This is a genomic window from Streptomyces sp. NBC_01476 (genome assembly GCF_036227265.1).
Lineage (GTDB): Bacteria > Actinomycetota > Actinomycetes > Streptomycetales > Streptomycetaceae > Actinacidiphila.
In genome coordinates, this window is sequence record NZ_CP109446.1 from 4,793,661 (window position 1) to 4,817,066 (window position 23,406).

Annotated in this window: 18 protein-coding genes; 11 read left to right on the plus strand and 7 right to left on the minus strand. The window is 72.0% G+C overall.

The genetic code is table 11. The features are described 5' to 3' along the window. Positions 1-170: 170 nt before the first annotated feature. On the minus strand, positions 171-974 hold the full coding sequence (locus OG552_RS20915; protein ID WP_329135146.1) for an ECF subfamily RNA polymerase sigma factor, BldN family: 804 nt from the start codon (positions 972-974) through the stop codon (positions 171-173). A gap of 378 nt (positions 975-1,352) precedes the next feature. Further along, complete coding sequence (locus OG552_RS20920) at positions 1,353-2,354, minus strand: HAD family hydrolase (RefSeq protein WP_329135148.1); 1,002 nt, start codon at positions 2,352-2,354, stop codon at positions 1,353-1,355. Positions 2,355-2,437: 83 nt separating this feature from the next. Here OG552_RS20920 and OG552_RS20925 point away from each other — a divergent pair, with 83 nt between their 5' ends. The 8 genes from OG552_RS20925 (at position 2,438) to OG552_RS20960 (ending at position 10,345) form a co-directional block, all read left to right on the plus strand. Next, the gene (locus tag OG552_RS20925; protein WP_329135150.1) at positions 2,438-2,695 is read left to right on the plus strand and encodes a glutaredoxin family protein; all 258 of its coding nucleotides are present in this window, start codon (positions 2,438-2,440) and stop codon (positions 2,693-2,695) included. Positions 2,696-3,031: 336 nt separating this feature from the next. Further along, positions 3,032-3,733: a 3'-5' exonuclease gene (locus OG552_RS20930; protein WP_329135152.1), complete on the plus strand. Its 702-nt coding sequence runs from the start codon at positions 3,032-3,034 to the stop codon at positions 3,731-3,733. A 131-nt stretch (positions 3,734-3,864) separates the two neighbouring features. After that, the gene (locus OG552_RS20935; protein WP_329135154.1) at positions 3,865-4,575 is read left to right on the plus strand and encodes a redox-sensing transcriptional repressor Rex; all 711 of its coding nucleotides are present in this window, start codon (positions 3,865-3,867) and stop codon (positions 4,573-4,575) included. Next, positions 4,572-5,927, plus strand: coding sequence for a glutamyl-tRNA reductase (locus OG552_RS20940; protein WP_329135156.1), 1,356 nt, complete (start codon positions 4,572-4,574; stop codon positions 5,925-5,927). The genes OG552_RS20935 and OG552_RS20940 overlap by 4 nt, the downstream gene beginning before the upstream one ends. Continuing rightward, positions 5,924-6,907, plus strand: a complete 984-nt coding sequence (gene hemC, locus OG552_RS20945; protein ID WP_329135158.1) for a hydroxymethylbilane synthase — start codon at positions 5,924-5,926, stop codon at positions 6,905-6,907. Before OG552_RS20940 ends, hemC begins: the two co-directional genes overlap by 4 nt. Beyond that, positions 6,904-8,580 (plus strand): uroporphyrinogen-III synthase, encoded by a 1,677-nt coding sequence (locus OG552_RS20950; protein WP_329135160.1) that lies wholly within the window; start codon positions 6,904-6,906, stop codon positions 8,578-8,580. Before hemC ends, OG552_RS20950 begins: the two co-directional genes overlap by 4 nt. Before the next feature lie 165 nt (positions 8,581-8,745). Further along, entirely contained in the window at positions 8,746-9,732 is a 987-nt protein-coding gene (gene hemB / locus OG552_RS20955) for a porphobilinogen synthase (protein ID WP_329135162.1), read from the plus strand. A gap of 70 nt (positions 9,733-9,802) precedes the next feature. After that, positions 9,803-10,345: a hypothetical protein gene (locus OG552_RS20960; protein WP_329135164.1), complete on the plus strand. Its 543-nt coding sequence runs from the start codon at positions 9,803-9,805 to the stop codon at positions 10,343-10,345. 281 nt (positions 10,346-10,626) lie between these two features. Here OG552_RS20960 and OG552_RS20965 read toward each other — a convergent pair whose 3' ends face one another. Continuing rightward, positions 10,627-12,066 carry an aldehyde dehydrogenase family protein gene (locus OG552_RS20965; RefSeq protein ID WP_329135165.1) on the minus strand — a complete coding sequence of 480 codons (1,440 nt, stop codon included), beginning with the start codon at positions 12,064-12,066 and terminating at the stop codon, positions 10,627-10,629. A gap of 151 nt (positions 12,067-12,217) precedes the next feature. Between OG552_RS20965 and OG552_RS20970 the strand changes: the two genes are divergently transcribed. Continuing rightward, positions 12,218-13,039: a helix-turn-helix transcriptional regulator gene (locus OG552_RS20970; RefSeq protein WP_329135168.1), complete on the plus strand. Its 822-nt coding sequence runs from the start codon at positions 12,218-12,220 to the stop codon at positions 13,037-13,039. Positions 13,040-13,082: 43 nt separating this feature from the next. Here OG552_RS20970 and OG552_RS20975 read toward each other — a convergent pair whose 3' ends face one another. Further along, a complete protein-coding gene (locus OG552_RS20975) occupies positions 13,083-13,958 on the minus strand; it encodes a DUF4253 domain-containing protein (protein ID WP_329135170.1) in 876 nt (291 codons plus the stop codon). Positions 13,959-14,073: 115 nt separating this feature from the next. Further along, positions 14,074-15,858, minus strand: coding sequence for an arginine--tRNA ligase (gene argS, locus OG552_RS20980; protein ID WP_329135173.1), 1,785 nt, complete (start codon positions 15,856-15,858; stop codon positions 14,074-14,076). Between the two features lie 150 nt (positions 15,859-16,008). Between argS and lysS the strand changes: the two genes are divergently transcribed. Continuing rightward, complete coding sequence (gene lysS, locus OG552_RS20985; protein WP_329135175.1) at positions 16,009-17,739, plus strand: lysine--tRNA ligase; 1,731 nt, start codon at positions 16,009-16,011, stop codon at positions 17,737-17,739. Between the two features lie 59 nt (positions 17,740-17,798). Here the strand turns inward: lysS and OG552_RS20990 are convergent, their stop codons facing one another. Further along, on the minus strand, positions 17,799-18,791 hold the full coding sequence (locus OG552_RS20990; protein ID WP_329135176.1) for an alpha/beta hydrolase: 993 nt from the start codon (positions 18,789-18,791) through the stop codon (positions 17,799-17,801). Between the two features lie 122 nt (positions 18,792-18,913). Here OG552_RS20990 and OG552_RS20995 point away from each other — a divergent pair, with 122 nt between their 5' ends. Further along, positions 18,914-19,684: a TetR/AcrR family transcriptional regulator gene (locus OG552_RS20995; protein WP_329135177.1), complete on the plus strand. Its 771-nt coding sequence runs from the start codon at positions 18,914-18,916 to the stop codon at positions 19,682-19,684. A gap of 39 nt (positions 19,685-19,723) precedes the next feature. Here OG552_RS20995 and OG552_RS36455 read toward each other — a convergent pair whose 3' ends face one another. Continuing rightward, a complete protein-coding gene (locus OG552_RS36455; protein ID WP_443070984.1) occupies positions 19,724-23,290 on the minus strand; it encodes a discoidin domain-containing protein in 3,567 nt (1,188 codons plus the stop codon). Positions 23,291-23,406 lie beyond the last annotated feature (116 nt).

A 23,406-nucleotide genomic window follows, 5' to 3' on the forward strand; every position in this document is an offset into this window, starting at 1 on the left:
CCCCGCACCGTCCGGAAGTTGCGTCCGCCGGGCCCGTCCACCCGAACGGGTGAAAAGCGGTGAGCGGCGCGCGGCACAGAAGTGTCTGCATGTGATGCAACGAGTGCCGGTCCGGTTGGGTTACGCAGGTCTGATGATCGGGCCGGGGCCATATGGGGGACAACAGCTCCTCACCGGGCGTCTTCCGGCAACAGCCGCGCGAGGGTGCGTACCGCCCGGTACTGGAGGGTCTTGATGGCACCCTCGTTCTTGCCCATGACCCGGGCGGTCTCCGCCACCGAGAGCCCTTGCAGGAAGCGGAGTGTGACGCACTCCTGCTGCTGCGGGTTGAGCTTGCGGACGGCGGTCAGCAGCGCCTCGTTGGAGAGCGATTCCAGCACCGAGTCCTCGGGGCTGCGCTCCACCTCGTTGGCGTCGAGCATTTCGCCGGTGGTCACTTCGAGGCGGAAACGGCTCGACTTGAAGTGGTCGGCGACCAGATTGCGGGCAATGGTGACCAGCCAGGCACCGAAGTCGCGGCCCTGCCAGGTGAAGGTGCCGATCCGGCGCAGCGCGCGCAGGAACGTCTCGCTGGTCAGGTCCTCGGCGGTCGCCTTGGAGCCGACCCGGTAGTAGATGTACCGGTACACGGTGTCGCTGTAGTGGTCGTAGAGCCGGCCGAACGCCTCGGTCTCGCCGTCCTGGGCGCGTTCGACCAGATCCATCATCCGGCCGCTGTCGGTGTCGGAGGCGGGCCGGCGGGCGTGGGCGCCCGGGGTGCTCCCGTCGCGGTCGGCGGGGGCGGAACTGCTGCGGGTGCGTCTGCCTGCGGCTGTGCTGACTTCGGCGAGGGCGTAGGCCGGGCCGGGGACGGTGGGACCGGACGTGGCGAGGATGGGCATGGCGTACGCGGGGACTGTGCGCATCAGGCGGTCAACCACCAGTGCGCGCAACGCAGCCAGGCCGGAGGTGTCAACCCCGTCGTGTGGGTACACGGGACTCCCAGAGGCAGAACTTCCATCACGTGCAGTACGGGACCGTTCACCCGTCGTGCTGACGTGTGGGTACCGGATTGCGTCTGAGGAGAATAACGCTTCGTACAGGCGACGCTACACCGAGTTGCTCAAATAGCCGTTTCCGTCACTTCCTGTTCGGAATGGCGATCGCTCAATTATCGAACAGGCAACGGTAGTTGACCACTTCTGCTCGTGAAGTGCTCGGGGAGAGTGCGTGTTGTGGCCGTGTGCCGAAAGTGGCAGACGGGGCGTTTCGCCGCGATTGGCCGGGTGACGGGCCGGTGATCGGTCAGTGATCAGCCGGCGATCGGCCCCGGCCTGCCGGTGGCGCCCCGACTGCCCCTCGGCGGGGCGCGGTTACCGGCCGCGGCGGCGGATCGCGACACCCGCCAGTACGCCGCCGGCCACCGCGCCCATGCCCGCGGCGGCGGGCAGGCCGATCCGGACCGCCTTGCGGCCGGTGCGGTAGTCACGCAGCCGCCAGCCCTCGGCGCGGGCGTGCTTGCGCAGCCTGCTGTCGGGGTTGATCGCGTACGGGTGGCCGACCAGGGACAGTATCGGGATGTCGTTCGCCGAGTCGCTGTACGCGGCGCACCGCGCCAGGTCCAGGTTCTCCGTGGCGGCCAGCGCCCGTACCGCCTCGGCCTTCGCCGGGCCGTGCAGCGGCTCGCCGACCAGCCGGCCGGTGTAGACGCCGCCGACGGACTCCGCGACGGTGCCGAGCGCCCCGGTCAGCCCGAGCCGGCGGGCGATGATGCTGGCGGTCTCCACCGGGGCCGCGGTGACCAGCCAGACCCGCTGGCCGGCGTCCAGGTGGGCCTGGGCGAGGGCGCGGGTGCCGGGCCAGATCTTGCCGGCCATGTACTCGTCGTAGATCTCCTCGCCAATGGACATCAGTTCCTCGACGCGGTGGCCCTTGACGATGGACAGCGCGCTGTCGCGGGCGTCCTGCATGTGCTCGGGGTCCTCGGCGCCGGCCAGCCGGAAGTACGCCTGCTGCCAGGCGAAGCGGACCAGGTCGCGTTTGTCGAAGAACTTCCGCTTGTACAGGCCGCGGCCGAAGTGGAAGATCGCGGCGCCCTGCATCACGGTGTTGTCGAGGTCGAAGAAGGCGGCGGCGCGCGGGTCGCCTGCCACCGGGAACTGAGGCTCGGTCAGTTCCGGGGGCGTCTGCGGGCACAGCTCGGCCGGCTGTCCTGCGGGCAGATCCGCGGGCGTGCTCAGCGACTGCGCTGCCAGCTCGATGTCCACGAGACGGGGCTTCGTCGCGAGCGCGGCCTCAGCGGCGGCCTCGCCTGCCAGCACGCTCCGCTCGGTTGCGGGCTGCTTACGGGAAGTGAGCCATCTGGGTGCGGCCATAGCGCGAGCATAACCACCGGCGGGGGCAACCCTGGAGCGTCCACTTTGCGGGTGCCTGAACGGCACGCGTCACAATGGCGTCCATGACGACTTCCAGCCCCCGTACCAGGACCGTGACGCTGATCGGCAAGCCCGGGTGTCATCTGTGCGACGACGCGCGGGCGGTGGTGGCCAAGGTGGCCGCCGAGACCGGCGCGGCGGTCGAGGAGCGGGACATCAACCAGGACCAGGAGCTGTACGACCGCTACTGGGAGCAGATCCCGGTGGTGCTGGTCGACGGCGAGCAGCACACCTTCTGGCGGGTGGACGAACGGCGGCTCCGCTCGGCACTGGCCGGCTGACGCGGACTCGATCCGACCGGATCCGGCTGACCCGTGACGCTTGCTGACGCCGAATCGATCCGGCTGACCCGGGCTGACCCGGGCTGACCCGAATCGATCCGGGCTGAGCCGGGCTGAGCCGGCCTGACCCGGCCTGACACCTGCCGCATTCGGCTCACGCCCGCCGGTGCCCGCCCGGGCCGGGCGGTGCCGGGTCGGCCCGGGGTCCTGTCCGGCACCCCGCAGGGGTCCGTACGTGAAAGCGCGCACAAAGCCGCGGGGGGCCGTTTTGGACGCGTTACCCGTACTCGCACGCATTCGATTACCATCGGGGTCGATTTGTACACCCCGGGGGCGATGCGTGAGGAGTGTGACCACGTGCTCTCGGGCCGCAGCCCGTCCGCGTACGGCTACGCCGTGGTGGACCTGGAGGCGACCGGGTCGTCCTCGCGCCGGCACCGGGTGATCGAGCTCGCCGTCGTCCTGCTGGACCGGGAACGGGAGCCGCAGGGCGAATTCACCACCCTGGTCGACCCGCAGGGGCCGGTCGGCCCCACCCACATCCACGGCATCGAGCCGGAGCACCTGGGCGGGGCGCCGCGCTTCGCCGGGATCGCGGTACGGCTGCTGGGGCTGCTGCGCGGCCGGGTGCTGGTCGGCCACAACGTGGGCTGCGACCGGGCGTTCCTCACCGCGGAGTACGCACGGATCGGGCTGCGGCTGCCGGTGGTGCCGGAGCTGTGCACGATGCGGATGGCCGCTGCCCGCAACGGGGGCTCGCCCGGCCGGTACGGGCTGAGCCTGCGGGCGTGCGCCGCCGAGGCCGGCTTCACCGACTGGAGTCCGCACACCGCGCTCGGTGACGCCCGGGCCACCGCGGCCCTGTTCACGCGGTACGCCGCGGAGGGGCCGGACTTCGGTGCGCAGCTGGCCACCGCCGCCGCGCTGCGCTGGCCGGAGCCGGCCGGGCTGCTGGCCGCGGCCGACGCACTGTGGACCGGGCGAAGCAACGATTCCGCACGCCGATCGGTGCCCGGCGCCCGTCCGGAGCACGCGTGATGCCGGTCACTTCCGCCGGGCAAATCGGACACCATCTTTGTGCACGCGTTCACAAAGACATAGCCTGGCGTGCACGGGGCGGCCCCAAAGACCGTGGTCGTCCTCAGCCCAGCTCATCCTCCAGGAGCACCGTGGCAACAGGCCGATCTCACCGACCGGCGACCCGTAGCCGAGGGATTCCCGAGGCCACCGTCGCCCGACTCCCGCTGTACCTGCGGGCGCTCACCGCGCTCTCGGAGCGCTCGGTGCCCACCGTGTCCTCGGAGGAACTCGCCGCGGCGGCCGGAGTCAACTCGGCCAAGCTGCGCAAGGACTTCTCCTACCTCGGCTCCTACGGGACGAGGGGCGTCGGCTACGACGTCGAGTACCTCGTCTACCAGATCAGCCGGGAACTCGGACTCACCCAGGACTGGCCGGTCGTCATCGTCGGTATCGGCAACCTCGGCGCGGCCCTCGCCAATTACGGCGGCTTCGCCTCCCGCGGCTTCCGGGTCGCGGCCCTGCTCGACGCGGACGCGGCGCTGGCCGGGCGGCTGGTGGCCGGCCTGCCGGTGCGGCACATCGACGAGCTGGAAGCGATCGTGCACGACAACCAGGTGTCCATCGGTGTGATCGCGACCCCCGCGGGCGCCGCCCAGGAGGTCACCGACCGGCTGGTCGCCGCCGGGGTCACCTCCATCCTCAACTTCGCTCCCACCGTGCTGTCGGTGCCCGACGGGGTGGACGTGCGCAAGGTCGACCTCTCGATCGAGCTGCAGATCCTCGCCTTCCACGAGCAGCGCAAGGCCGGTGAAGGACGCCAGGACCCGGACGGTGACGTACCCGCCGTGATGCCCGCATGAGTCTTCTCGTCGTCGGTCTGAGTCACCGCACCGCGCCGGTCACCGTGCTGGAGCGCGCCGCCCTGGAGGACGGCGCGCGGGCCAAGCTGCTCCTGGACGCGCTCGCCGCGGAGCCCGCCACCGAGGCGGCGGTGCTGGCCACCTGCAACCGGATAGAGCTGTACGCGGACGTCGACAAGTTCCACGCGGGCGTCGCCGAACTGTCCACCCTGCTCGCCCAGCACAGCGGGGTCGGCCTCGACGAGCTCACCCCGTACCTGTACGTGCACTACGAGGACCGGGCCGTCCACCATCTGCTCTCGGTGGCCTGCGGACTGGACTCCATGGTGGTCGGCGAGGGCCAGATCCTCGGCCAGATCAAGGACGCGCTCGCCGTCGGCCAGGAGCTGCACACCGCGGGCCGGCTGCTCAACGACCTCTTCCAGCAGGCACTGCGGGTCGGCAAGCGGGCCCACTCCGAGACCGGCATCGACCGGGCCGGCCAGTCACTGGTCACCTTCGGCCTGGCCCAGCTCGTCCCCGCCACCGGCGACGTACGCGGCAAGCGGGCGCTGGTGGTCGGCGCCGGGTCCATGTCGTCGCTGGCGGCCACCACCCTGGCCCGCGCCGGGGTCGCGGAACTCACCGTCGCCAACCGCACGGTCGAACGCGCCGAGCGGCTGGCCCGCACGCTCACCGAGCAGGGCACACCGGCCCGCGCGGTCACCATGTCCGAGGTGCGGGCGGAACTCGCCCGCGCCGACATCGTCGTCTCCTGTACCGGCGCCACCGGTCTGGTGCTGACCGCCGACGACCTGCGCGCCGCGCTGGCCGCCCGGCCGGCGGCGGGACCGGTGGCGGTACTCGACCTGGCGATGCCACGGGACATCGACGGCGCCGCCGGTGACCTGGACGGCGTCACCCTGGTGGACATCGAATCGCTCGCCGCGGCCTCCGCGGACGCGCCCATGGCCGCCGACGTGGATCAGGTGCGGGCGATCGTCTCGCAGGAGGTGGAGGCGTTCGGCGCGGCCCAGCGGGCGGCCCGGATCACCCCCACCGTGGTGGCGCTGCGGGCGATGGCCGCCGATGTCGTGGCGGGTGAACTTTCCCGGCTCGACGGTAGGCTGCCCGGTCTGAACGACAAGCAGCGCGCGGAGATCACCCAGACCGTCCGCCGTGTCGTCGACAAGCTCCTGCACGCGCCCACCGTGCGGGTCAAGCAGCTCGCCGGCGAGCCCGGCGGTGCCGGGTACGCCGACGCGCTGCGGGAACTCTTCGACCTCGACCCGCTGGCGGTCGCCGCCGTCAGCCGGGCCGACACCCCGGGCTCAGCCCAGGGCACCGCAGAACCGAATCGAGGGCGGGCATGAACACCCCCAGCGGCCGCGACGAACCACACCCGGCGCCACTACGGCTCGGCACCCGCCGCAGCAAACTCGCCATGGCGCAGTCCGGGATGGTCGCCGCCCAGGTGACGGAAGTCACCGGGCGGCCCGTCGAACTGGTCGAGATCACCACCTACGGCGATGTGTCGCGGGAGAGTCTGGCGCAGATCGGCGGTACCGGAGTCTTCGTCTCCGCACTGCGCGACGCGCTGCTCTCCGGCGAGATCGACTTCGCCGTGCACAGCCTGAAGGACCTGCCGACCGCCGACCCGCAGGGTCTGGTGCTGGCCGCGATCCCGGTCCGCGAGGACCCGCGGGACGCGCTGGTGGCCCAGGACGGCACGGGTTTCCTGGCGCTGCGGGACGGCGCGAAGGTCGGCACCGGCTCACCGCGCCGGATGGCCCAGCTCAACGCGTGGGCACGGTCACACCACCGGACGATCGAGACCGTCCCGATCCGTGGCAACGTTGACACCCGCATCGGGTACGTTACTTCCGGCAAGCTCGACGCGGTCGTGCTGGCCGCCGCCGGGCTGAACCGTATCGGCAGGCTCGCCGAGGCGAGCGAGCTGATCGATGCCGACGCCGTACTGCCCGCCCCCGGTCAAGGGGCGCTGGCCGTGGAATGCGCCGCCTCCAACCCGGAGCTGGCCGCACAGCTCGCCGAGCTGGACGACCCGTTCACCCGGGCCGCCGTGACCGCAGAGCGATCCCTGCTCGCCGCCCTCGAGGCCGGCTGCTCCGCCCCGGTGGGGGCGCTGGCCGACCTTGTGGACGACGGGCAGAATTCCGAGCTGCGCCTGCGCGGCGTCGTCGGCACCACCGACGGCACCACGCTGGTGCAGATGTCCATCACCGGTCCCGTACCGGCATCGGACGACGAAGCGCGAGCCCTTGGCCGCGAACTCGCCGTGCAGATGCTCGCCAAGGGTGCGGCCGGTCTTATGGGGGAGCGCACACCTTGAACCCCGCCGCCGTCGCGACAACCAACCCCGCCGGTGCCGCCGGCCCACCCAAGCCCGGTGCCACCGCTGTCACCGGTCACGTCACCTTCCTCGGTGCCGGGCCCGGCGACCCCGGGCTGCTGACCCTGCGCGCCGTCGAGGCGCTGGCCCGCGCCGATGTGCTGGTCGGCGAGGGCGCTGTGCTCGACGTCGTCCGCACGCACTGCCGCGCTGACGTGGGCACAGCCCAACCCACCGCGGACGGTGAGCTGTTGGCCTCCGCCGCGGACCTTTCCACTGCTGCCGCACAGCTTGTCATGGCGTCCGCGCGGACCGGCAAGCGGGTGGTACGTGCGGTGGCCGGCGACCCCGGTTTCGACTCCGGGGCCGCCGCCGAGATGCTCGCCTGCGCCCATGCCGGCATCCCCTTCGAGGTGGTGCCCGGCGTCGCCGCCGCCCTCGGCGTCCCCGCCTACGCGGGCGTGCCGCTGAGCGGGAACGTCCGGTTCCTGGACGCGAACACCGCCACCACCGAGGGCTGCTGGGGCGAGGTCGGGGCGAGCGACGCGACCCTCGTCGTCGCCACCACCCTGCAGACGGTGGCCCTGGTGGCCGGCGAACTGGTCGCCGCCGGGCGCAAGCCCGACACCCAGCTGACGGTCACGGTGGCCGGCACCACCACCCGGCAGCGCACCTGGACCGCCTCGCTGGGCACGATCGCCGCCGAGCTGAAGGCCACCAAGGCACTGCCGACCCCCGAGGGCCCGATCGCGGCGATAGCCGTGGTCGGCGAGCGGACGGCCCACCGGCAGCACCTCTCGTGGTTCGAGACGAAGCCGCTCTTCGGCTGGCGGGTGCTCGTACCGCGGACCAAGGAGCAGGCCGCGTCCCTCTCCGACCAGCTCCGGTCGTACGGCGCGGTGCCGCACGAGGTGCCGACCATCGCGGTCGAGCCGCCGCGCACCCCGCAGCAGATGGAGCGGGCCGTCAAGGGCCTGGTCACCGGCCGCTACGAGTGGATCGCCTTCACCTCGGTGAACGCGGTCAAGGCGGTCCGGGAGAAGTTCGAGGAGTACGGGCTGGACGCGCGGGCGTTCGCCGGCATCAAGGTCGCCTCGGTGGGCGAGCAGACCGCGGCGGCGCTCATCGAGTTCGGCGTCAAGCCCGATCTGGTACCCAGCGGTGAGCAGTCCGCGGCCGGGCTGCTGGAGGACTGGCCGCCGTACGACCCGGTCTTCGACCCGATCGACCGGGTGTTCCTGCCGCGGGCCGACATCGCCACGGAGACGCTGGTGGCCGGTCTGGTGGAACTCGGCTGGGAGGTGGACGACGTCACCGCCTACCGGACGGTGCGCGCCTCGCCGCCGCCGGCCGACACCCGGGAGGCGATCAAGGGCGGCGGCTTCGACGCGGTGCTCTTCACGTCGTCCTCGACGGTACGGAATCTGGTCGGTATCGCGGGCAAGCCGCACAACGTGACGGTGATCGCCTGTATCGGGCCCGCCACCGCCAAGACGGCGGAGGAGCACGGGCTCCGGGTCGACGTGATGGCACCCGAGCCGTCCGTCCACGCGCTGGCGCAGGCGCTGGCCGACTTCGGCACGGCACGGCGTGAGGCGGCCGAGGAGGCGGGGGATCCGGTGACCCGCCCGAGCGAGCGCCGCCCCGGCGCCCGCCGCCGCACCCGCGTCTAGGGCACGCCGACGTCGTGCCCCGAGGGGGCGCTGGGGATATCCCAGCGCCCCCTCGGGGTCCCCGACCCGGGCCCAGTCGCCCCGACGCCACGTCGGGAAGAGCACCGCCGGCCCCGGCGTACCGTAGAAGGCGATGGCATCCCGACCCGGAAAGGCAGCGCGGCTATGAGCAGCCGGTACGGCGAATTCCCCGGTGCGCGGCCCCGCCGGCTGCGGACCAGCCCGGCCATGCGCCGCCTCGTCGCGGAGACCCGCCTGCACCCCGCGGAACTGATCCTGCCGATGTTCGTCCGCGAGGGCATCACCGCCCCGGTGGAGATCTCCACCATGCCCGGCGTCCTCCAGCACACCCGCGACAGCCTGCGGAAGGCGGTCACCGAGGCCGCCGCCGCCGGAGTCGGCGGAGTGATGCTCTTCGGCGTGCCCGAGGTGAAGGACGCGGTCGGCACCCAGGGCACCGAGCCCGACGGCATCCTGCAACTCGCCATCCGGGACGTGGTCTCCGAGGTCGGCGACGCGCTCGTGGTGATGTCCGACCTGTGCCTCGACGAGTACACCGACCACGGTCACTGCGGTGTGCTCGGCGCCGACGGCACGGTCGACAACGACGCGACGCTGGAGCGGTACGCCGAGATGGCCCAGGTCCAGGCGGACGCCGGCGTCCACGTGGTGGGGCCCTCCGGGATGATGGACGGCCAGGTCGGCGTCATCCGGGACGCGCTCGACGAGATCGGGAAGCAGGACGTGGCGATCCTCGCGTACACCGCGAAGTACGCCTCCTCCCTCTACGGCCCGTTCCGCGAGGCGGTGAACTCCTCGCTCAGGGGCGACCGCAAGACGTACCAGCAGGACCCCGCCAACTTCCGCGAGTCGATGCGCGAGCTGGCCCTGGACCTGGCGGAGGGCGCCGACATGGTGATGGTCAAGCCGGCGCTGCCCTACCTCGACGTGCTGCGGAAGGTCGCCGACACGGTGGACGTGCCCGTGGCCGCGTACCAGATCTCCGGTGAGTACGCGATGGTCGAGGCGGCCGCGGCCAACGGCTGGATCGACCGGGACCGTACGATCATGGAGACGCTCACGTCGATCCGGCGGGCGGGCGCGAACATGATCCTCACGTACTGGGCGACAGAGGTCGCCGAGCGCCTGTAGCGTCGGGGATTCCGGGAAACCCGGGGGGAGATTCCGGGAGAACCGGGAGAACCGGGAGAAGGGGACGAACATGAGCGGCATACCCTCGTGGGCCACGGTGACCGGGCTGACCGGCGCCGCGCTGGCCGTCGTCTCCGTGCTGGCGATCCAGGCGAGCGGCAGCCCGTCAGCCACCCCGGCCGCCGCGCCGACCCCGCACCCCACCACGTCGAAGCCGGCCACCCCGCCGCCTCCGCCGCCCGTGCCGCCGAACTCCGGCACCGGCAAGCGGGAGGTCTACTCGCTGTCGCAGCAGCGGGTGTGGGTGATCCCGCCGACCGGGCCGGTCTCCACCTTCACGGTGGTGCCGGGCACGGTGTCGGCCAAGCCCGGTACGTACTTTGTGACCAAGCGGCCGGACAGCGTCGTCGGCGGCGACGGGGCGGCGGTCGAGCACGTCATCTACTTCGAGTACACCGCCGAGACCTGGGTCGCCTTCTCCGCGCGTATCGACGACAAGGTCACCAAGCCGGACCCGTCGCTGCACACCGGTGCGGTCCGTGGCCACCGCGCGGACATCGCCAAGATCTGGAACAACACGGTGAACGGGTCGACGGTCGTCGTCGTGAAGTGAGCGTCACGCTTCCTTGCGGGCCAGCAGGAACGCGCGGGGGGATTTCTCGGCGGGGTCGGGAGTTCGGGTGCCCTGGCGGGCGGCGGGTGTTTTTAGGGGCGCTGGGGGTACCCCCGGACGAAGTCTGGGGGAGGAACTGCGCGACCGGCCACGACGGGGCCGTACTCCGTCACCGGCCGGGTGGGGCTGTTGCTGTCGTGTCCGGACCACCGGCCGGTGGCCGGTTGCTCGCGCAGTTCCTCGCGCCCCTGGTAGGGCACCGCACGCCCGCGAGGGCGCCGTCAGCGTTGGATGGACTTGAGTTCGAGGAACTCTTCGAGCCCGAAGCGTCCCATCTCGCGGCCGTTGCCGGACTGCTTGAAGCCGCCGAAGGGCGCATGGAGGTTCATCGCCGCACCGTTGAGGTCGAGCTGGCCCGCGTGGATGCGCCGGGCCACCGACATCGCGTGGCCGGGGTCACCGAAAACCCCTCCGTTGAGCCCGTAGACCGTGTCGTTCGCGATCCGCACCGCGTCGTCGTCATCCGCGTACGGGATGATCACGAGCACCGGTCCGAAGATCTCCTCGCGGGCGATCGCCGACGCCGGGTCGACGTCCGCGAAGATCGTCGGGCGGACGTAGGCACCGCCGGGAAGCCCGGGGACGGGGGCGGGCCCGCCGGTCACGAGGGTCGCGCCGTCGGCGACACCGCTCTCGATGTACGCGACCACCCGGTCCCGCTGGGCCGGAGAGACCAGCGGCCCCAGCCGGGTGGCCGGGTCCGCTGGGTCACCGACGGAGTACTCCGCCGCGGCCTCCCGGGCGAGCGCGACCGCCTCGTCCTGCAGCTCGGCGGGGACCAGCATCCGCGTCCACGCCCCGCACACCTGCCCGCTGTTGGTCCACGCGCTCGCCACCCCGCGGGTCACCGCGTCCTTCAGGTCGGCGTCGCGCAGGATCACGTTCGCGGACTTGCCGCCGAGTTCGAGGGCGACCCGCTTCACGGTCCGCGCGGCCAGTTCCGCCACCCGCTTGCCTGCCCGGGTGGACCCGGTGAAGGAGACCATCGCGATGTCCGGATGCGCCGCGATCGCCTCACCGACGACCGGCCCGGTGCCGTGCACGACGTTGAACGCGCCGGCCGGCACCCCCGCCTCCGCGGCAACCTCGGCGAAGATCCGCGCGGTCAGCGGGGCGATCTCGGACGGCTTGAGGACGACCGTGTTGCCCGCGAGCAGTGCCGGCGCCACCTTCGTGACCAGTTGCTGGAGCGGGAAGTTCCACGGAGTGATCGCACCGACCACGCCGACCGGCTCACGGACGACGAGGGAGGTGGCGACCTCCTCGGTCCACGGGAAGTCCGTGGCCGCCGCGATCGTGGCGGTCGCCGAGATGACCGGCAGGGCGGCCTGTGCCATCCGGGAGAAGGTGATCGGCGCGCCCATCTCGGCGGTGATGGTCGCGGCGATCTCCTCGGTGCGGGCCTGCAGGCCCTCGCAGACGCGCCGGAGGACCGCGGCCCGGTCGGCGGGGGCGGTCGAGGCCCAGCCGGGGAGCGCCGCGGCTGCCGCGGCCACGGCCCGGTCGACGTCGGCGGCCGTACCGGCCGGGACCGCGGCGACCACCGCGCCGGTCGCCGGGTTGAGGACGTCGATCACCGGCCCGGAAGCCGGTACGGGCCCGCCGCCGATCCAGTGGGCGGCGGCGGGGAAGACGGGTTCGCTGTGCGGGGAGCTGTTCATGCCCCCACGGTCACAAGGCGGCCCGGGCCCATCCAGGGACAGAGTGTCCTGTGATACCGGTCACGCCACGGGGAATCGGCGGTGGCAGGAGACTGTTGGCGGGGACGGGACAGCCGTCAGGGCACCGCGGGCAACCGACAGGAGCGGCCGTATGGACCGGGCAGCACTCGCCGACTTCCTGCGCACCCGGCGCCAGGGCCTCCAGCCCGAGGACGTAGGGCTGCCGCGCGGGCGGCGGCGGCGCACCGGCGGGCTGCGCCGTGAAGAGGTCGCAGAACTCAGCAGCGTGTCCACCGACTACTACAGCCGTATCGAGCAGCGGCGCGGCCCGCGCCCCTCAGAGCGGGTGCTGGCCGCGCTGGCCGGCGGCTTGCGGCTCTCCCCGGACGAACGCGACCACCTCTTCCGGCTGGCCGGTTACGCACCCCCGCGGCGGACCGCCGACCGCCCGCGTCCCAACCCCGGCATGGTCCGCATCTTCGACCGGATGACGGACAGCCCGGCGCAGATCATGACCCATCTCGGCGAGACCCTCGCGCAGAACCGGCTCTCGCGCGCCCTGGTCGGCGACCAGACCGCGTACACCGGCATGGACCGCTACCTCGCCCACCGCTGGTTCACCGACCCGGCGGTCCGGCTGCGGCATCCAGCGGCGGACCGGCCCGCGGTCGCCCGGACCATCGCGGGCCAGCTGCGGGCGGTGTCCACCCGGGAGGGCGCGCCCGAGCTGGTGGCGGCGCTGCTCGCGGCGAGCGAGGAGTTCGCCGCGCTGTGGCGCGAGCATCCGGTGGTGGGCCCCTACTGCCCCGCGAAGCGGATCGAGCATCCGCGGGTCGGCCGGCTGGAGCTGTACGGGCAGAGCCTGCTGGACCCCGACCAGTCGCAGGCGCTGCTGGTCTTCACCGCCCGGCCGGGCAGCGCCAGCGAGGAGAAGCTGCGCTTCCTGTCGGTGCTCGGGGAGCAACTGGTCTGAGCGTGCGGCCCGTGCGTCCCGTGGGACAGCGTCCGCGGGCGGCTCAGTCCCACCAGAAGTGCCAGGTGCGCGCCTCCAGCAGCCCCTCGGCATAGGAGCGCAGCGAGTCGCTGTCCTGGTCGATGTTGTCCGGGCAGAAGCCGTAGTGCTCCATCGCGACGGCCTCGGCCTCGGCGAGGGTGCGCGGCGGGGCGGCGACCGTGACCGTAAGGGTGTCGAAGCCGAGCGCGACCACCCGTATGCCGAACCGGTCCTCCCACGACCGCAGGACGGCACAGAGCCGCGCCACGTCGTCCTCGTGGTTGACCGGGCCGGACCAGCCGATGGCGGCCGGTATGTCGGCGCTGCGGCGGGCGTACACCAGGGCGGGGTGCGGTTTGTCCAGCTCGCCGTCGCTGACCAGGCCGGCGATGACCTCGGCGGCGACGGTGTCCGGGTCGGCTGTGTCGGCTGTCTCGGCGGCGTCGGCCGCATCGGCCGCGACGGCCGCCGCGGGGGTCAGCCCGGGCCACGCGGCGCCCCCGGCTGCGGCGGTCGGCTCCCCGGCCGTCCCCGCCGCGGTGGCGGCCGCTTCCGCCTCGTCCTCGGCGAGATACTCCAGGTACTCCGCCAGCACTTCTTCGGCGTCGTGGTCCCCCGGATACGAGGTCCGGCCCGGCATCAGCTCCCAGTCGGCCGGTCCGCCCGGTGTCGCCCTGCCGGTCTCCACGAGCAGCGGCTGCAGCCCCACCGCCCGCGCGGCGAGCAGCTCCGACCAGGTGCCGGATTCGGCCGGCCCGTCGCCGTACCAGAGCAGCGGTTCGTGCCACGGTCCGTCGTCCGTGGCGTCCACCAGGCTGCCGGCGGGCAGCCGCAGGCCGAGACCGGCCCCGGTCGGGTCGTCCGCGAGTCGCGGCAGAGGGTTCGGAAGCATCGCCATGCCCGCGACTTTAGGGCCACCCACTGACAACCGGCCCTGCGGGAGGCCGGCCGGCCCCGGGCGCCGGACCCCGGACCGGGGCCCGGCGCCAGGGCCGTGACGTGCCGTCAGGCGGTCAGAGCCGCTCGGGGGTGCGGATGCCCAGGAGCCCGAGGCCCTTGTGGAGGGTGCGGGCGGTGAGCTCGCAGAGGAAGAGGCGGTTCTCGACCTCGGCCGGGCCGCCCTCCGCGGTGAGCACCGGGCACTGCTCGTAGAAGGTGGTGAAGAGCGACGCGAGCTGGAAGAGGTACGAGGCCAGGCGGTGCGGCTCGTAGACGGTGGCGATCTCGGCGAGGGTGTCGCCGAAGGCGTCCAGGTGCAGTGCCAGCGCGCGTTCGGCCGGGGCCAGCGGCAGCTCCGGGTGCGCCTTGGCGGTCTGGCCGGCCGCGGCCTTCCGGAAGATGGAGCGGGTCCTGGCGTAGGCGTACTGGATGTAGACGCTGGTGTCGCCGTTGAGCGAGACCATCCGGTCCAGGTCGAAGACGTAGTCCCGGCCCAGCGAGGTGGACAGGTCCGCGTACTTGACCGCGCCGATGCCGACCTGCACGCCGTTGGCGGTGATCTCCTCCTCGGTGAGGCCGATCTTCTCGCCCTTCTCCCGCACCACCGCGGTGGCCCGCTCGACCGCCTCGTCCAGCAGGTCCTCCAGCCGTACTCTCTCGCCGGCCCGGGTCTTGAACGGCTTGCCGTCCTTGCCCAGCAGGGTGCCGAACGGCAGGTGCTTGACGGTGGTGTCGTCGGTGAGCCAGCCGGCCCGCCGGGCGGTCTCGAAGACCATCCGGAAGTGCAGCGACTGCCGCACGTCGACCACGTAGAGCAGCGTGGTCGCGTGCAGGTTGGCGGTACGGTCGCGGACCGCGGACAGGTCGGTGGCCGGGTAGCCGAAGCCGCCGTCCGCCTTCTGCACGATCAGCGGGACCGGCTCGCCGTCCTTGCCCTTGATGTCGTCGAAGAAGACGCACAGCGCGCCGTTGGAGCGGACCGCGACGCCGGACTCCTCCAGCAGCCGGCAGGTCTCCACCAGCATGTCGTTGTAGGCCGACTCACCGACGATGTCCTCGTCCACGATCTGGATGTCGAGCTTGTCGTAGACCGAGTAGAAGTAGATCTTCGACTCGTCCACGATCTGCTGCCAGAGCGCGATCGTCTCCTTGTCGCCGGCCTGCAGGTCGACCACCCGGCGCCGGGCCCGGTCCTTGAACTCCTCGTCGGAGTCGAAGACCTTCCGGGACGCCTTGTAGAGCCGGTCGAGCCGCGACATGGACTCCTCGCCGTCCAGCTTCTCGCCGTCCGCCTCGTCGCCCCCGTGGTCCAGCTCGTGCGGGTGCTCGATCAGGTACTGCACGAGCATGCCGAACTGGGTGCCCCAGTCGCCGATGTGGTGGCGCGGGATCACCCGCTCGCCGGCGAACCGCAGGATCTTGGTGATGGCGTCGCCGATCACCGAGGAGCGCAGGTGGCCGACGTGCATCTCCTTGGCCACGTTCGGCTGGGCGTAGTCGATCACCGTGATGCCCGGATCGGGCTTCAGGGGCACGCCGAGCCGGTCGTCGTCGAGCCGCCGGGCGAGGTTGGCGGTGATGGCCGCGTCCGCGACGGTGATGTTGAGGAAACCGGGGCCCGAGACCTCGACCCCGGCGATCAGGTCGTCGGGGGGCAGCTGGGCGAGCACGGTGGCCGCGAGCGCCTGCGGGTTGGTCTTCGCCCGCTTGGCCAGGCCCAGCACCCCGTTGGCCTGGAAGTCGGCCCGGTCGCTACGTCGCAGCAGCGGGTCGGCACCCTCGGCCGACGGCACGGCGGCCGTCAGGGCGGTGGAGACGCGCTGCTGGAGCGAGGCGGAAAGGGAGGGGACCGAGGCCATGGGATGCCGTTTCTCGCTGGGAGGGGATGACTGTGGTCAATTGTTCCACGGGGGCGCCACCGCTTTTCCTTCTGGGACAATGGGCGGGCCGGGATCTTCCGGCCCCCGACCGGAGCAGCACCTCCAGGAACCCCCAGGAAGAAGAGGACCGTGGCGCAGAACACCGAGGCCGACTGGGTCTCCCGTTTCGCGGACGACGTGATCGCCGAGTCGGAGCGCCGCGCCCCGGGAAAACCTGTCGTCGTCGCCTCCGGGCTGAGCCCGTCCGGGCCGATCCACCTGGGCAATCTGCGGGAGGTGATGACCCCGCACCTGGTCGCGGACGAGATCCGGCGGCGCGGCCACGCGGTGCGGCACCTGATCTCGTGGGACGACTACGACCGCTACCGCAAGGTGCCGGCCGGCGTCCCCGGCGTGGACGACTCGTGGGCCGAGCACATCGGCAAGCCGCTGACCTCGGTGCCGGCGCCGGCCGGTTCGGCGTACCCGAGCTGGGCCGAGCACTTCAAGGCACAGATGACCGAGGCGCTGGCCGAGCTGGGCGTGGAGTACGACGGGATCAGCCAGACCGCGCAGTACACCGCGGGTGCGTACCGTGAGCAGATCCTGCACGCGATGCGGCACCGGGCGGACATCGACGCGATCCTGGCCCAGTACCGGACGAAGAAGGCGCCGGGCAAGCAGTCGCAGAAGCCGGTGGACGCGGCCGAGCTGGAGGCCGAGGAGGGCTCCGGCGCGGCGGCGGAGGACGACGGCAGCGGCGGGGGCGCGGGCTACTTCCCGTACAAGCCCTACTGCGCTGCGTGCGGCAAGGACCTGACCACCGTCACGGCGTACGACGACGAGACCACCGAGCTGACGTACACCTGCGCCTGCGGGCACGGGGAGACGGTCCGGCTCAGCGAGTTCAACCGCGGCAAGCTGGTCTGGAAGGTCGACTGGCCGATGCGCTGGGCGTACGAAGGGGTGGTCTTCGAGCCGTCCGGCGTCGACCACTCCTCGCCGGGGTCCTCCTTCCAGGTCGGCGGGCAGATCGTGGGGCCGATCTTCGGCGGGAAGCAGCCGATCGGGCCGATGTACGCCTTCGTCGGCATCTCCGGGATGGCGAAGATGTCGTCCTCCAAGGGCGGCGTGCCGACCCCCGGGGACGCGCTGAAGATCATGGAGCCGCAGCTGCTGCGCTGGCTCTACGCCCGCCGCCGCCCGAACCAGTCCTTCAAGATCGCCTTCGACCAGGAGATCCAGCGGCTCTACGACGAGTGGGACGCGCTGGTCCGCAAGGTCGAGGACGGCTCGGCGCTGCCCGGCGACCTCGCCGCGTACACCAGGGCGGCCGGCACCGCGGCCGGTGAGCTGCCGCGTACCCCGCGCCCGCTGCCGTACCGCACGCTCGCGTCGGTCGCCGACATCACGGCCGGCGCCGAGGCGCAGACGCTGCGGATCCTCTCCGAACTGGACCCGGAGCACCCGCTGGCGTCGCTGGACGAGGTACGGCCGCGGCTGGACCGGGCGGTCAACTGGATCACCACCCAGGTGCCGGCCGAACAGCGCACGGTGGTGCGGGCGCTGCCGGACGCGGAGCGGCTCGCGTCGCTGGAGGAGGACGACCGGGGCGCGCTGAAACTGCTGCTGGACGGGCTGGACGCGCACTGGTCGCTGGACGGTCTGACCACGCACGTCTACGCGGTGCCCAAGGTGCAGGCCGGCCTGGCGCCTGACGCCAAGCCGACGCCCGAACTCAAGGTGGCGCAGCGGAAGTTCTTCGCGCTGCTCTACGAGCTGCTGGTGGGCCGGGACACCGGCCCGCGGCTGCCCACCCTGCTGCTCGCGGTGGGCCAGGACCGGGTCCGTGAACTGCTCGGCGGCGGCCCGGCGGCGTAACCCCTGTCGGGCGGCCCGCAGTTGTACGGCTCCGGGCCGCCCGTTCGCCGCGCCGCCGCTTACGTGTCCGCGGCGTCGGTGTCGGCGTCGGTGTCGGCGTCGGTGCCGGTGTCGGTGCCGGTGTCGGTGGTTTCGGTGGTGGTCTCCGCGGGGCCCAGCAAGTGCCGCCGCAGGAAGTCGAGTTCGGCCGCGACCGCCGCCTCGTGCGCCTCCTTGAAGGGCGCGTAGTGGCCGCCGGGCAGCCGGACCAGCTCGCCGCGCGGTGCCCGCCGCTGTGCGGCGACCGACGGCGGTGCGAGCGCCGCGGTGTCCTGGTCGCAGACCACGACGAGCAGCGGGAACCGCACCCGGACCGCGTCGCGGCCCGGCCGGTAGAAGCCGAGCGGCAGCGCCGACCGGGCGGCCACCGCCTGCTGCCAGTCGGCGTACCGGCCGTCGGGGTCGAGCACCCGGCCGCCGCCGATGGCGTCCGGCGTGGTGAGCAGCGCGACCTCGCCCGGTTCCCCGTCGAGCGCCACCAGCCGCGGCGGGCGGCCGGCGAGGCCCCCGAGGGCGTCCAGGACGCCGCGGCCGGTCAGGCGCAGCGCGGCGAGCGGCTTCTGGTGGCGCATCATGTTGAGCGCGGCGGCCCGCCCGTCGGCGTTCGGGGTCTGCGCGATGGCCGCGGCCAGCTGCGGGTTGCGCGCCGCGACCCGGAAGACGTGGCCGCCGGAGGCCGAGAAGCCCCAGATGGCGAGCTTGTCGGGGTCGACGCCCGGCAGTCGTGCGGCGAAGTCGATCGCGGCCTGCCAGTCGGCGAGCTGCTCCTTGATCCGGACGATCTGCCGTGGCCGGCCACCGCTCTCCCCGAGATGGCGGTAGTCGAAGGCGAGGACGGCGAACCCGGCCTCGTTGAACGGCCGGGCGAAGCGGTCGGTGCCCGGTTCCTTGGTGACCGCGAAGCCGCCGGCCATGATCACGCACCCGCCGTTGGTCCCCGGGTAGTACCAGGCGGCGCATGCGGTGCCGCCGCTCGTGAAGCGGACTTTCTCCCGTTCCGTGGATCCGTGCACATCGACCTCCCCGTTGGGTCACACTTCATCCTGTGTGAAGTGAACCACGTGGATCACTTCACCGCCCTGGATCTCCGCGGAATACCTTCGGACGGGGCGGCGGCACGGAGAGGACACTGACGATGGATGCCGGCGACGGTGACGGCGACGGTGACGGGGCGGACCCCCGCGAGGAGCACGGCCCGCCCGGACGGGCGGCCTACCGGCGTTCGACCGGATCCACCCGCGGTGAGGCGCGGCGCCAGGAACTGCTGGCGCGGGTCACCGACGACCTCGCGGCCAACGGTCTGGTGGACTTCTCGCTCCGGCGCGCCGCCCGGTCGGCAGGCACCACCCACAAGGTGCTGCTCTACCACTTCGACGGCGTGGACGACCTGCTCCGGCAGGCGATCCTGCGGCTGCGCGAGCGGCGCGTCGGCAATGTGCTGGCCGGCGCGGTCGAGGGGCCGGGACCGCGCACGCTGGCCGCCCGGGTACGGGCCATATGGCCGGTCCTCACCGGTGCCGAGTCCGGGCTGCGGGTGCTCGACCAGGCCATCGGGCTGACGATGTACGACCCCGACCGCTACGCCGCACTCGGCCGGGAGGCGTCCCGGCAGTATCTGCCGCTGCTGCTCTCCATCTGCCCGCCCGACTGGCCCGAGCGGCGCAAGCTGGAGGTCGCCGAGCTGATCCTGGCGGCCATGCGCGGCTTCCTCATCGACTGGCTCACCACCGGGAGCACGGACGGCGCCGAGGCCGGCCTGGAGGCGCTGGTCCGCGCCCTGGAGCGGGAGGAGCGGGAGGGCTGGGACGAAGCCGAGGAGCGTGAGGAACGCGAGGGGGCAGCCGGCGCGCAGGCCCCCGGACGGCGTGCGGGCGGGCCGGAGTCCGAGGACCCCGGCCCGCCCTGACCGTTCGACGTGCCGTGCGTTACCGCCCGCTGTGGGGCGTCACCAGCTCGTCAGCCCCGATCCGTACTGGTACAGCGGATTGCCGTACGTCGGCGGTACGGTCTGGCCCGCGTCGATCTTGGCGCGGATGTCCGCCCGTTCCGCGGCCGTCGCGCCGAGGTCGTACGGCAGGTCCCACGCCTCGTTCGCGTCGGCCTGGACATCGCCGCCGCCCGGCTTGAGCACCTGGTCCAGGCTGCGGGGGAGCTGCCAGGGGAGCTTGCCGCGCGGGGTGTAGTCCCCGAAGAGCAGGCTCGCCGTGGCCGGGCCGACCTCCTCGCCACCGCGGTAGGTGACGACGACGGCGTCCGCGAGATTCTGCCAGTCACTGATGACGATGGGTCGTGGCAGCGTGAGGACGACGACCACCGGAATGCCCTGGTTCTTGTAGTTCTGGATCAGGGCGACCTGGTCGGCCGGCAGATACGGCTGGGTGTCCGGCCAGGCGGTGGCGTGCGTGTACGAGGGCTCACCGACGTAGACCACCGCCAGTTTCGGCGTGGGTCCTGTGCCCTGGTAGACGTTCACCCCCGCCTGGGTTGCTCTCGCCTTCAGCGCGTCGAGCTGGTCGAGCGAGCCGTAGTCCGCGTGGAAGTAGCTCGACCAGATGCAGCAGGCCGCGCTGTCGGTGGCCCGGTCGCCGGCCACCACGATGTTGTCGCCGGCGTTGAGCTTGACCGGCAGCACCCCGTCGTTCTTCAGCAGCGTGTTGGACTCGCGGGACGCCTGGTTGGCGAGCTGCGTGTAGCTGGGCTGGTGGAAACGGTAGGGGCCGTTCACCGGGTCGCCGTAGGGGTGGTCGAAGATGCCCAGCTCGAACTTGAGCTTGAGGATCCGGGTCACCGCGTCGTTGATCCGGGCCAGCGGGACCGAGTTCTCGAAGCTCGCCATGGTGAAGTCGGGCGCGCCCGGGTCGGCGCCGCCCATCACGTCAGAGCCCGCGTTGGCCGCGTTGATCCAGGCCCCCGACGGCAGCCAGTCGGTGGTGATCAGACCGGTGTAACCGAGGTTCTGCCGCAGGTAGGTGAGGATCTTGGCGCTGTCACCGGCGCCGGGACCGCCCGGGTCGAGATACGAACTGCCCGCGTAGCCCGGCATGATGTTGACCGCGCCGGCCTCCATCGCCGCCTTGAACGGGATCATGTGGTACTTGATCGTGACCCCGTCGTAGACGATGCCCGCCTCGCCGCCGGCGCCCTCGCCCGGCCAGTGCTTGACGGTGGCCAGCACCGAACCGGGGTTCAGCTCCGGTCCGCCCTGCAAGCCCGAGACCAGCGCCCGCAGTTGGGCCGCGGCCACATCCGCGTTCTCGCCGTTGCCCTCCTGGATGCGGGGGTAGAGCACCTTGGTGCCGACCTCGGCCAGCGGGGAGAGGGTGCCGCGGGCGCCGACTTCCAGCTCCTCCTTGCGCTGCATGTCGCCGAGCTTGTAGTCGAGCGGATAGTCCTTCCCCGCCGCCAGCGTGCTCTGCAGCGGGTACGTGGTCTGGTAGCCGGCCGTGGTGTCACCGGCGGAGACCGGCGGGATGCCCAGCCGGGTGGCCGCGGTGGAGAGCAGCACGTTGTTCAGGTCGGCCGGCTGGGCGGGCCCGAAGTGCCAGCCGGACATCGGGTACTGCTGGACGTTGTAGAACATCTGGTACGCCTTCTCCTCCAGCGTCATCCGCCCGAGGAGATCGTTCACCCGCGTGTCGACCGACAGCCGCCAGTCCTCGTACGGCTCGATCGTGCCGTCCTTGTTCAGGTCCCGGGCGCCGTTGATCACGTTGACGCCGTCGGCCACCTGCTCGATGTCGGGCAGATAGACGCTGAACGTGCGGATGTTGGAGGTGGTCTTGGTTCCCGAGCCGTTCACCGCGACCACGTACCACTTGTACGTCCACCGGTCGGTGATGTCCCAGCTCGGTGTGTAGCTGGTGCCGGTGACCTCGGCGACCTTGGTGTAGAGGTCGAGGAGGTTGCCCGACGCGGTGAAGTCGTAGTCGGTGCGGCTGAGGTTGAGCCACACCTCGTAGTGCGCGGTGCCGCCGACGGCCGCCCAGCTGAGCGCGGGACGGCGGGTGTTGGTGACCATCGCCTTGTCGGCCGGCGCGGAGAGCTGGAACTGGTTCAGCGTCGCCGGGGCCTTGGTCGGGCCCGAGAGCATCGGCGGCGTCGCGGTGGAGGTGTCCACCGTGCCGTACACCTGGAACTCCCACAGCGAATAGCCGTAGCCGGAGGAGCGGGCGGTGCCGGTCAGCCGGACGTAGCGGCCGGTGCCGGTGACGGGCAGCTTCTCGATGCCGCCCTTGCCGGTGGTGGTGGTGTAGATCGGCGTCCACGCGGTGCCGTTGTTGGAGACGTCGATGTGGTAGCCGGTGCCGTACGCCGACTCCCAGTTGAGCACGATGCCGCTGATCGATCCGACGTTGCCGAGGTCCACCTGGAGCCACTGGTCGTCGGTGTAGAGGCTGGACCAGCGGGTGTTGGTGCGGCCGTCGAGGGCTGCGGCCGGGGCGTTGGCGCCCTCGTAGGAGGACGCGGTGACCTGCTTGTAGGCGGAGATCACGGTGCCGGAGAAGTCACCGCCGCCGCCGGTCGGGGGCGGGCTCGTGGTGCCACCGGTGGTGCCGCCGTTCCCGCCGCTGGAGCTGCCGGTGGTGAACACCTGGAACTCCCACAGGGAGTAGCCGTATCCGTTGGCGCGGACCGTCCCGTACAGCCGGATGTAGCGGCCGGTGCCGGTGACGTTGAGGGTCTGCACGCCGCCGGGGCCGGTGGTGGTGGTGTAGATGTCGGTCCAGGTCTGCGCGTTGTCCGAGACCTGGATCTTGAACGAAGTCCCGTAGGCAGCCTCCCAGTTGAGGCCCACCTGGCAGACGGACTGCGAGCTGCCGAGGTCGACCTGCAGCCACTGCGGGTCGGACGCGGCGCTTGACCAGCGGGTGCCGGTGTCGCCGTCCACGGCGGCGGACGCGGGCGTGCCGGCGTTCTCGGTGGAGGAGGCGGTGGCGGTCTTGTTCAGCGCGGCGTTGGCCGTGCCGCAGGCGCCGGGGCCGGTGCCGCCGGTGGAGCCGTACACCTGGAACTCCCAGAGGGAGTAGCCGTATCCGGTGCCGCGGGCGGTTCCGTACAACCGGACATAGCGCCCGGAACCGTTTACGGAAAGCGTCTGTGTGCCGCCCGCCCCGGTGGTGGTGGAGTAGATGTCGGTCCAGGTCTGGGCGTTGTCCGAGACCTGGATCTTGAACGACTTGCCGTAGGCCGCCTCCCAGTTGAGGGTGACGGAGCTGACGGTGTCGGTGGCCCCGAGGTCGACCTGCAGCCACTGCGGGTCGGACGCGGCGCTGGACCAGCGGGTACCGGCGTCACCGTCCACGGCCGCGGAGGCCGGCGTGCCGGCGTTCTCGGTGGAGGAGGCGGTGGCCGTCTTGCCCTGCGAGAGCAGGGTGTCGGCGGCGTGCGCGGTGCCGGCGGTGGAGCTGATGGCGCCGCCGAGGGCGAGGGCGGCCGCGACGCCGGCCGCGATGAGCGGTCTGCGCCTTCGGGTCTTGCGGGTACTTCGCAGCAGTGCGGACAGCAGGCTCATGGGCATCTCCACGGTGGGGGGTCGACTCTGGGAGAGCGCTCTCCCGGGAGTCTGTGGGATGCCGTTGGGGGTGTCAATGCCTGTGCGGCAGCTATGCGTTGGGGGGCCGGGATGAG

Excerpts from the sequence above, each read along its gene's own strand:
- OG552_RS20965 (WP_329135165.1), bottom strand. The coding sequence starts at position 12,066 with ATGAACAGCTCCCCGCACAGCGAACCCGTCTTCCCCGCCGCCGCCCAC.
- OG552_RS36455 (WP_443070984.1), bottom strand. The coding sequence starts at position 23,290 with ATGAGCCTGCTGTCCGCACTGCTGCGAAGTACCCGCAAGACCCGAAGG.
- OG552_RS20970 (WP_329135168.1), top strand. The coding sequence starts at position 12,218 with ATGGACCGGGCAGCACTCGCCGACTTCCTGCGCACCCGGCGCCAGGGC.
- OG552_RS20995 (WP_329135177.1), top strand. The coding sequence starts at position 18,914 with ATGGATGCCGGCGACGGTGACGGCGACGGTGACGGGGCGGACCCCCGC.
- OG552_RS20925 (WP_329135150.1), top strand. The coding sequence starts at position 2,438 with ATGACGACTTCCAGCCCCCGTACCAGGACCGTGACGCTGATCGGCAAG.
- OG552_RS20975 (WP_329135170.1), bottom strand. The coding sequence starts at position 13,958 with ATGGCGATGCTTCCGAACCCTCTGCCGCGACTCGCGGACGACCCGACC.
- OG552_RS20940 (WP_329135156.1), top strand. The coding sequence starts at position 4,572 with ATGAGTCTTCTCGTCGTCGGTCTGAGTCACCGCACCGCGCCGGTCACC.
- OG552_RS20920 (WP_329135148.1), bottom strand. The coding sequence starts at position 2,354 with ATGGCCGCACCCAGATGGCTCACTTCCCGTAAGCAGCCCGCAACCGAG.
- hemC (WP_329135158.1), top strand. The coding sequence starts at position 5,924 with ATGAACACCCCCAGCGGCCGCGACGAACCACACCCGGCGCCACTACGG.
- OG552_RS20960 (WP_329135164.1), top strand. The coding sequence starts at position 9,803 with ATGAGCGGCATACCCTCGTGGGCCACGGTGACCGGGCTGACCGGCGCC.
- OG552_RS20930 (WP_329135152.1), top strand. The coding sequence starts at position 3,032 with ATGCGTGAGGAGTGTGACCACGTGCTCTCGGGCCGCAGCCCGTCCGCG.
- argS (WP_329135173.1), bottom strand. The coding sequence starts at position 15,858 with ATGGCCTCGGTCCCCTCCCTTTCCGCCTCGCTCCAGCAGCGCGTCTCC.
- hemB (WP_329135162.1), top strand. The coding sequence starts at position 8,746 with ATGAGCAGCCGGTACGGCGAATTCCCCGGTGCGCGGCCCCGCCGGCTG.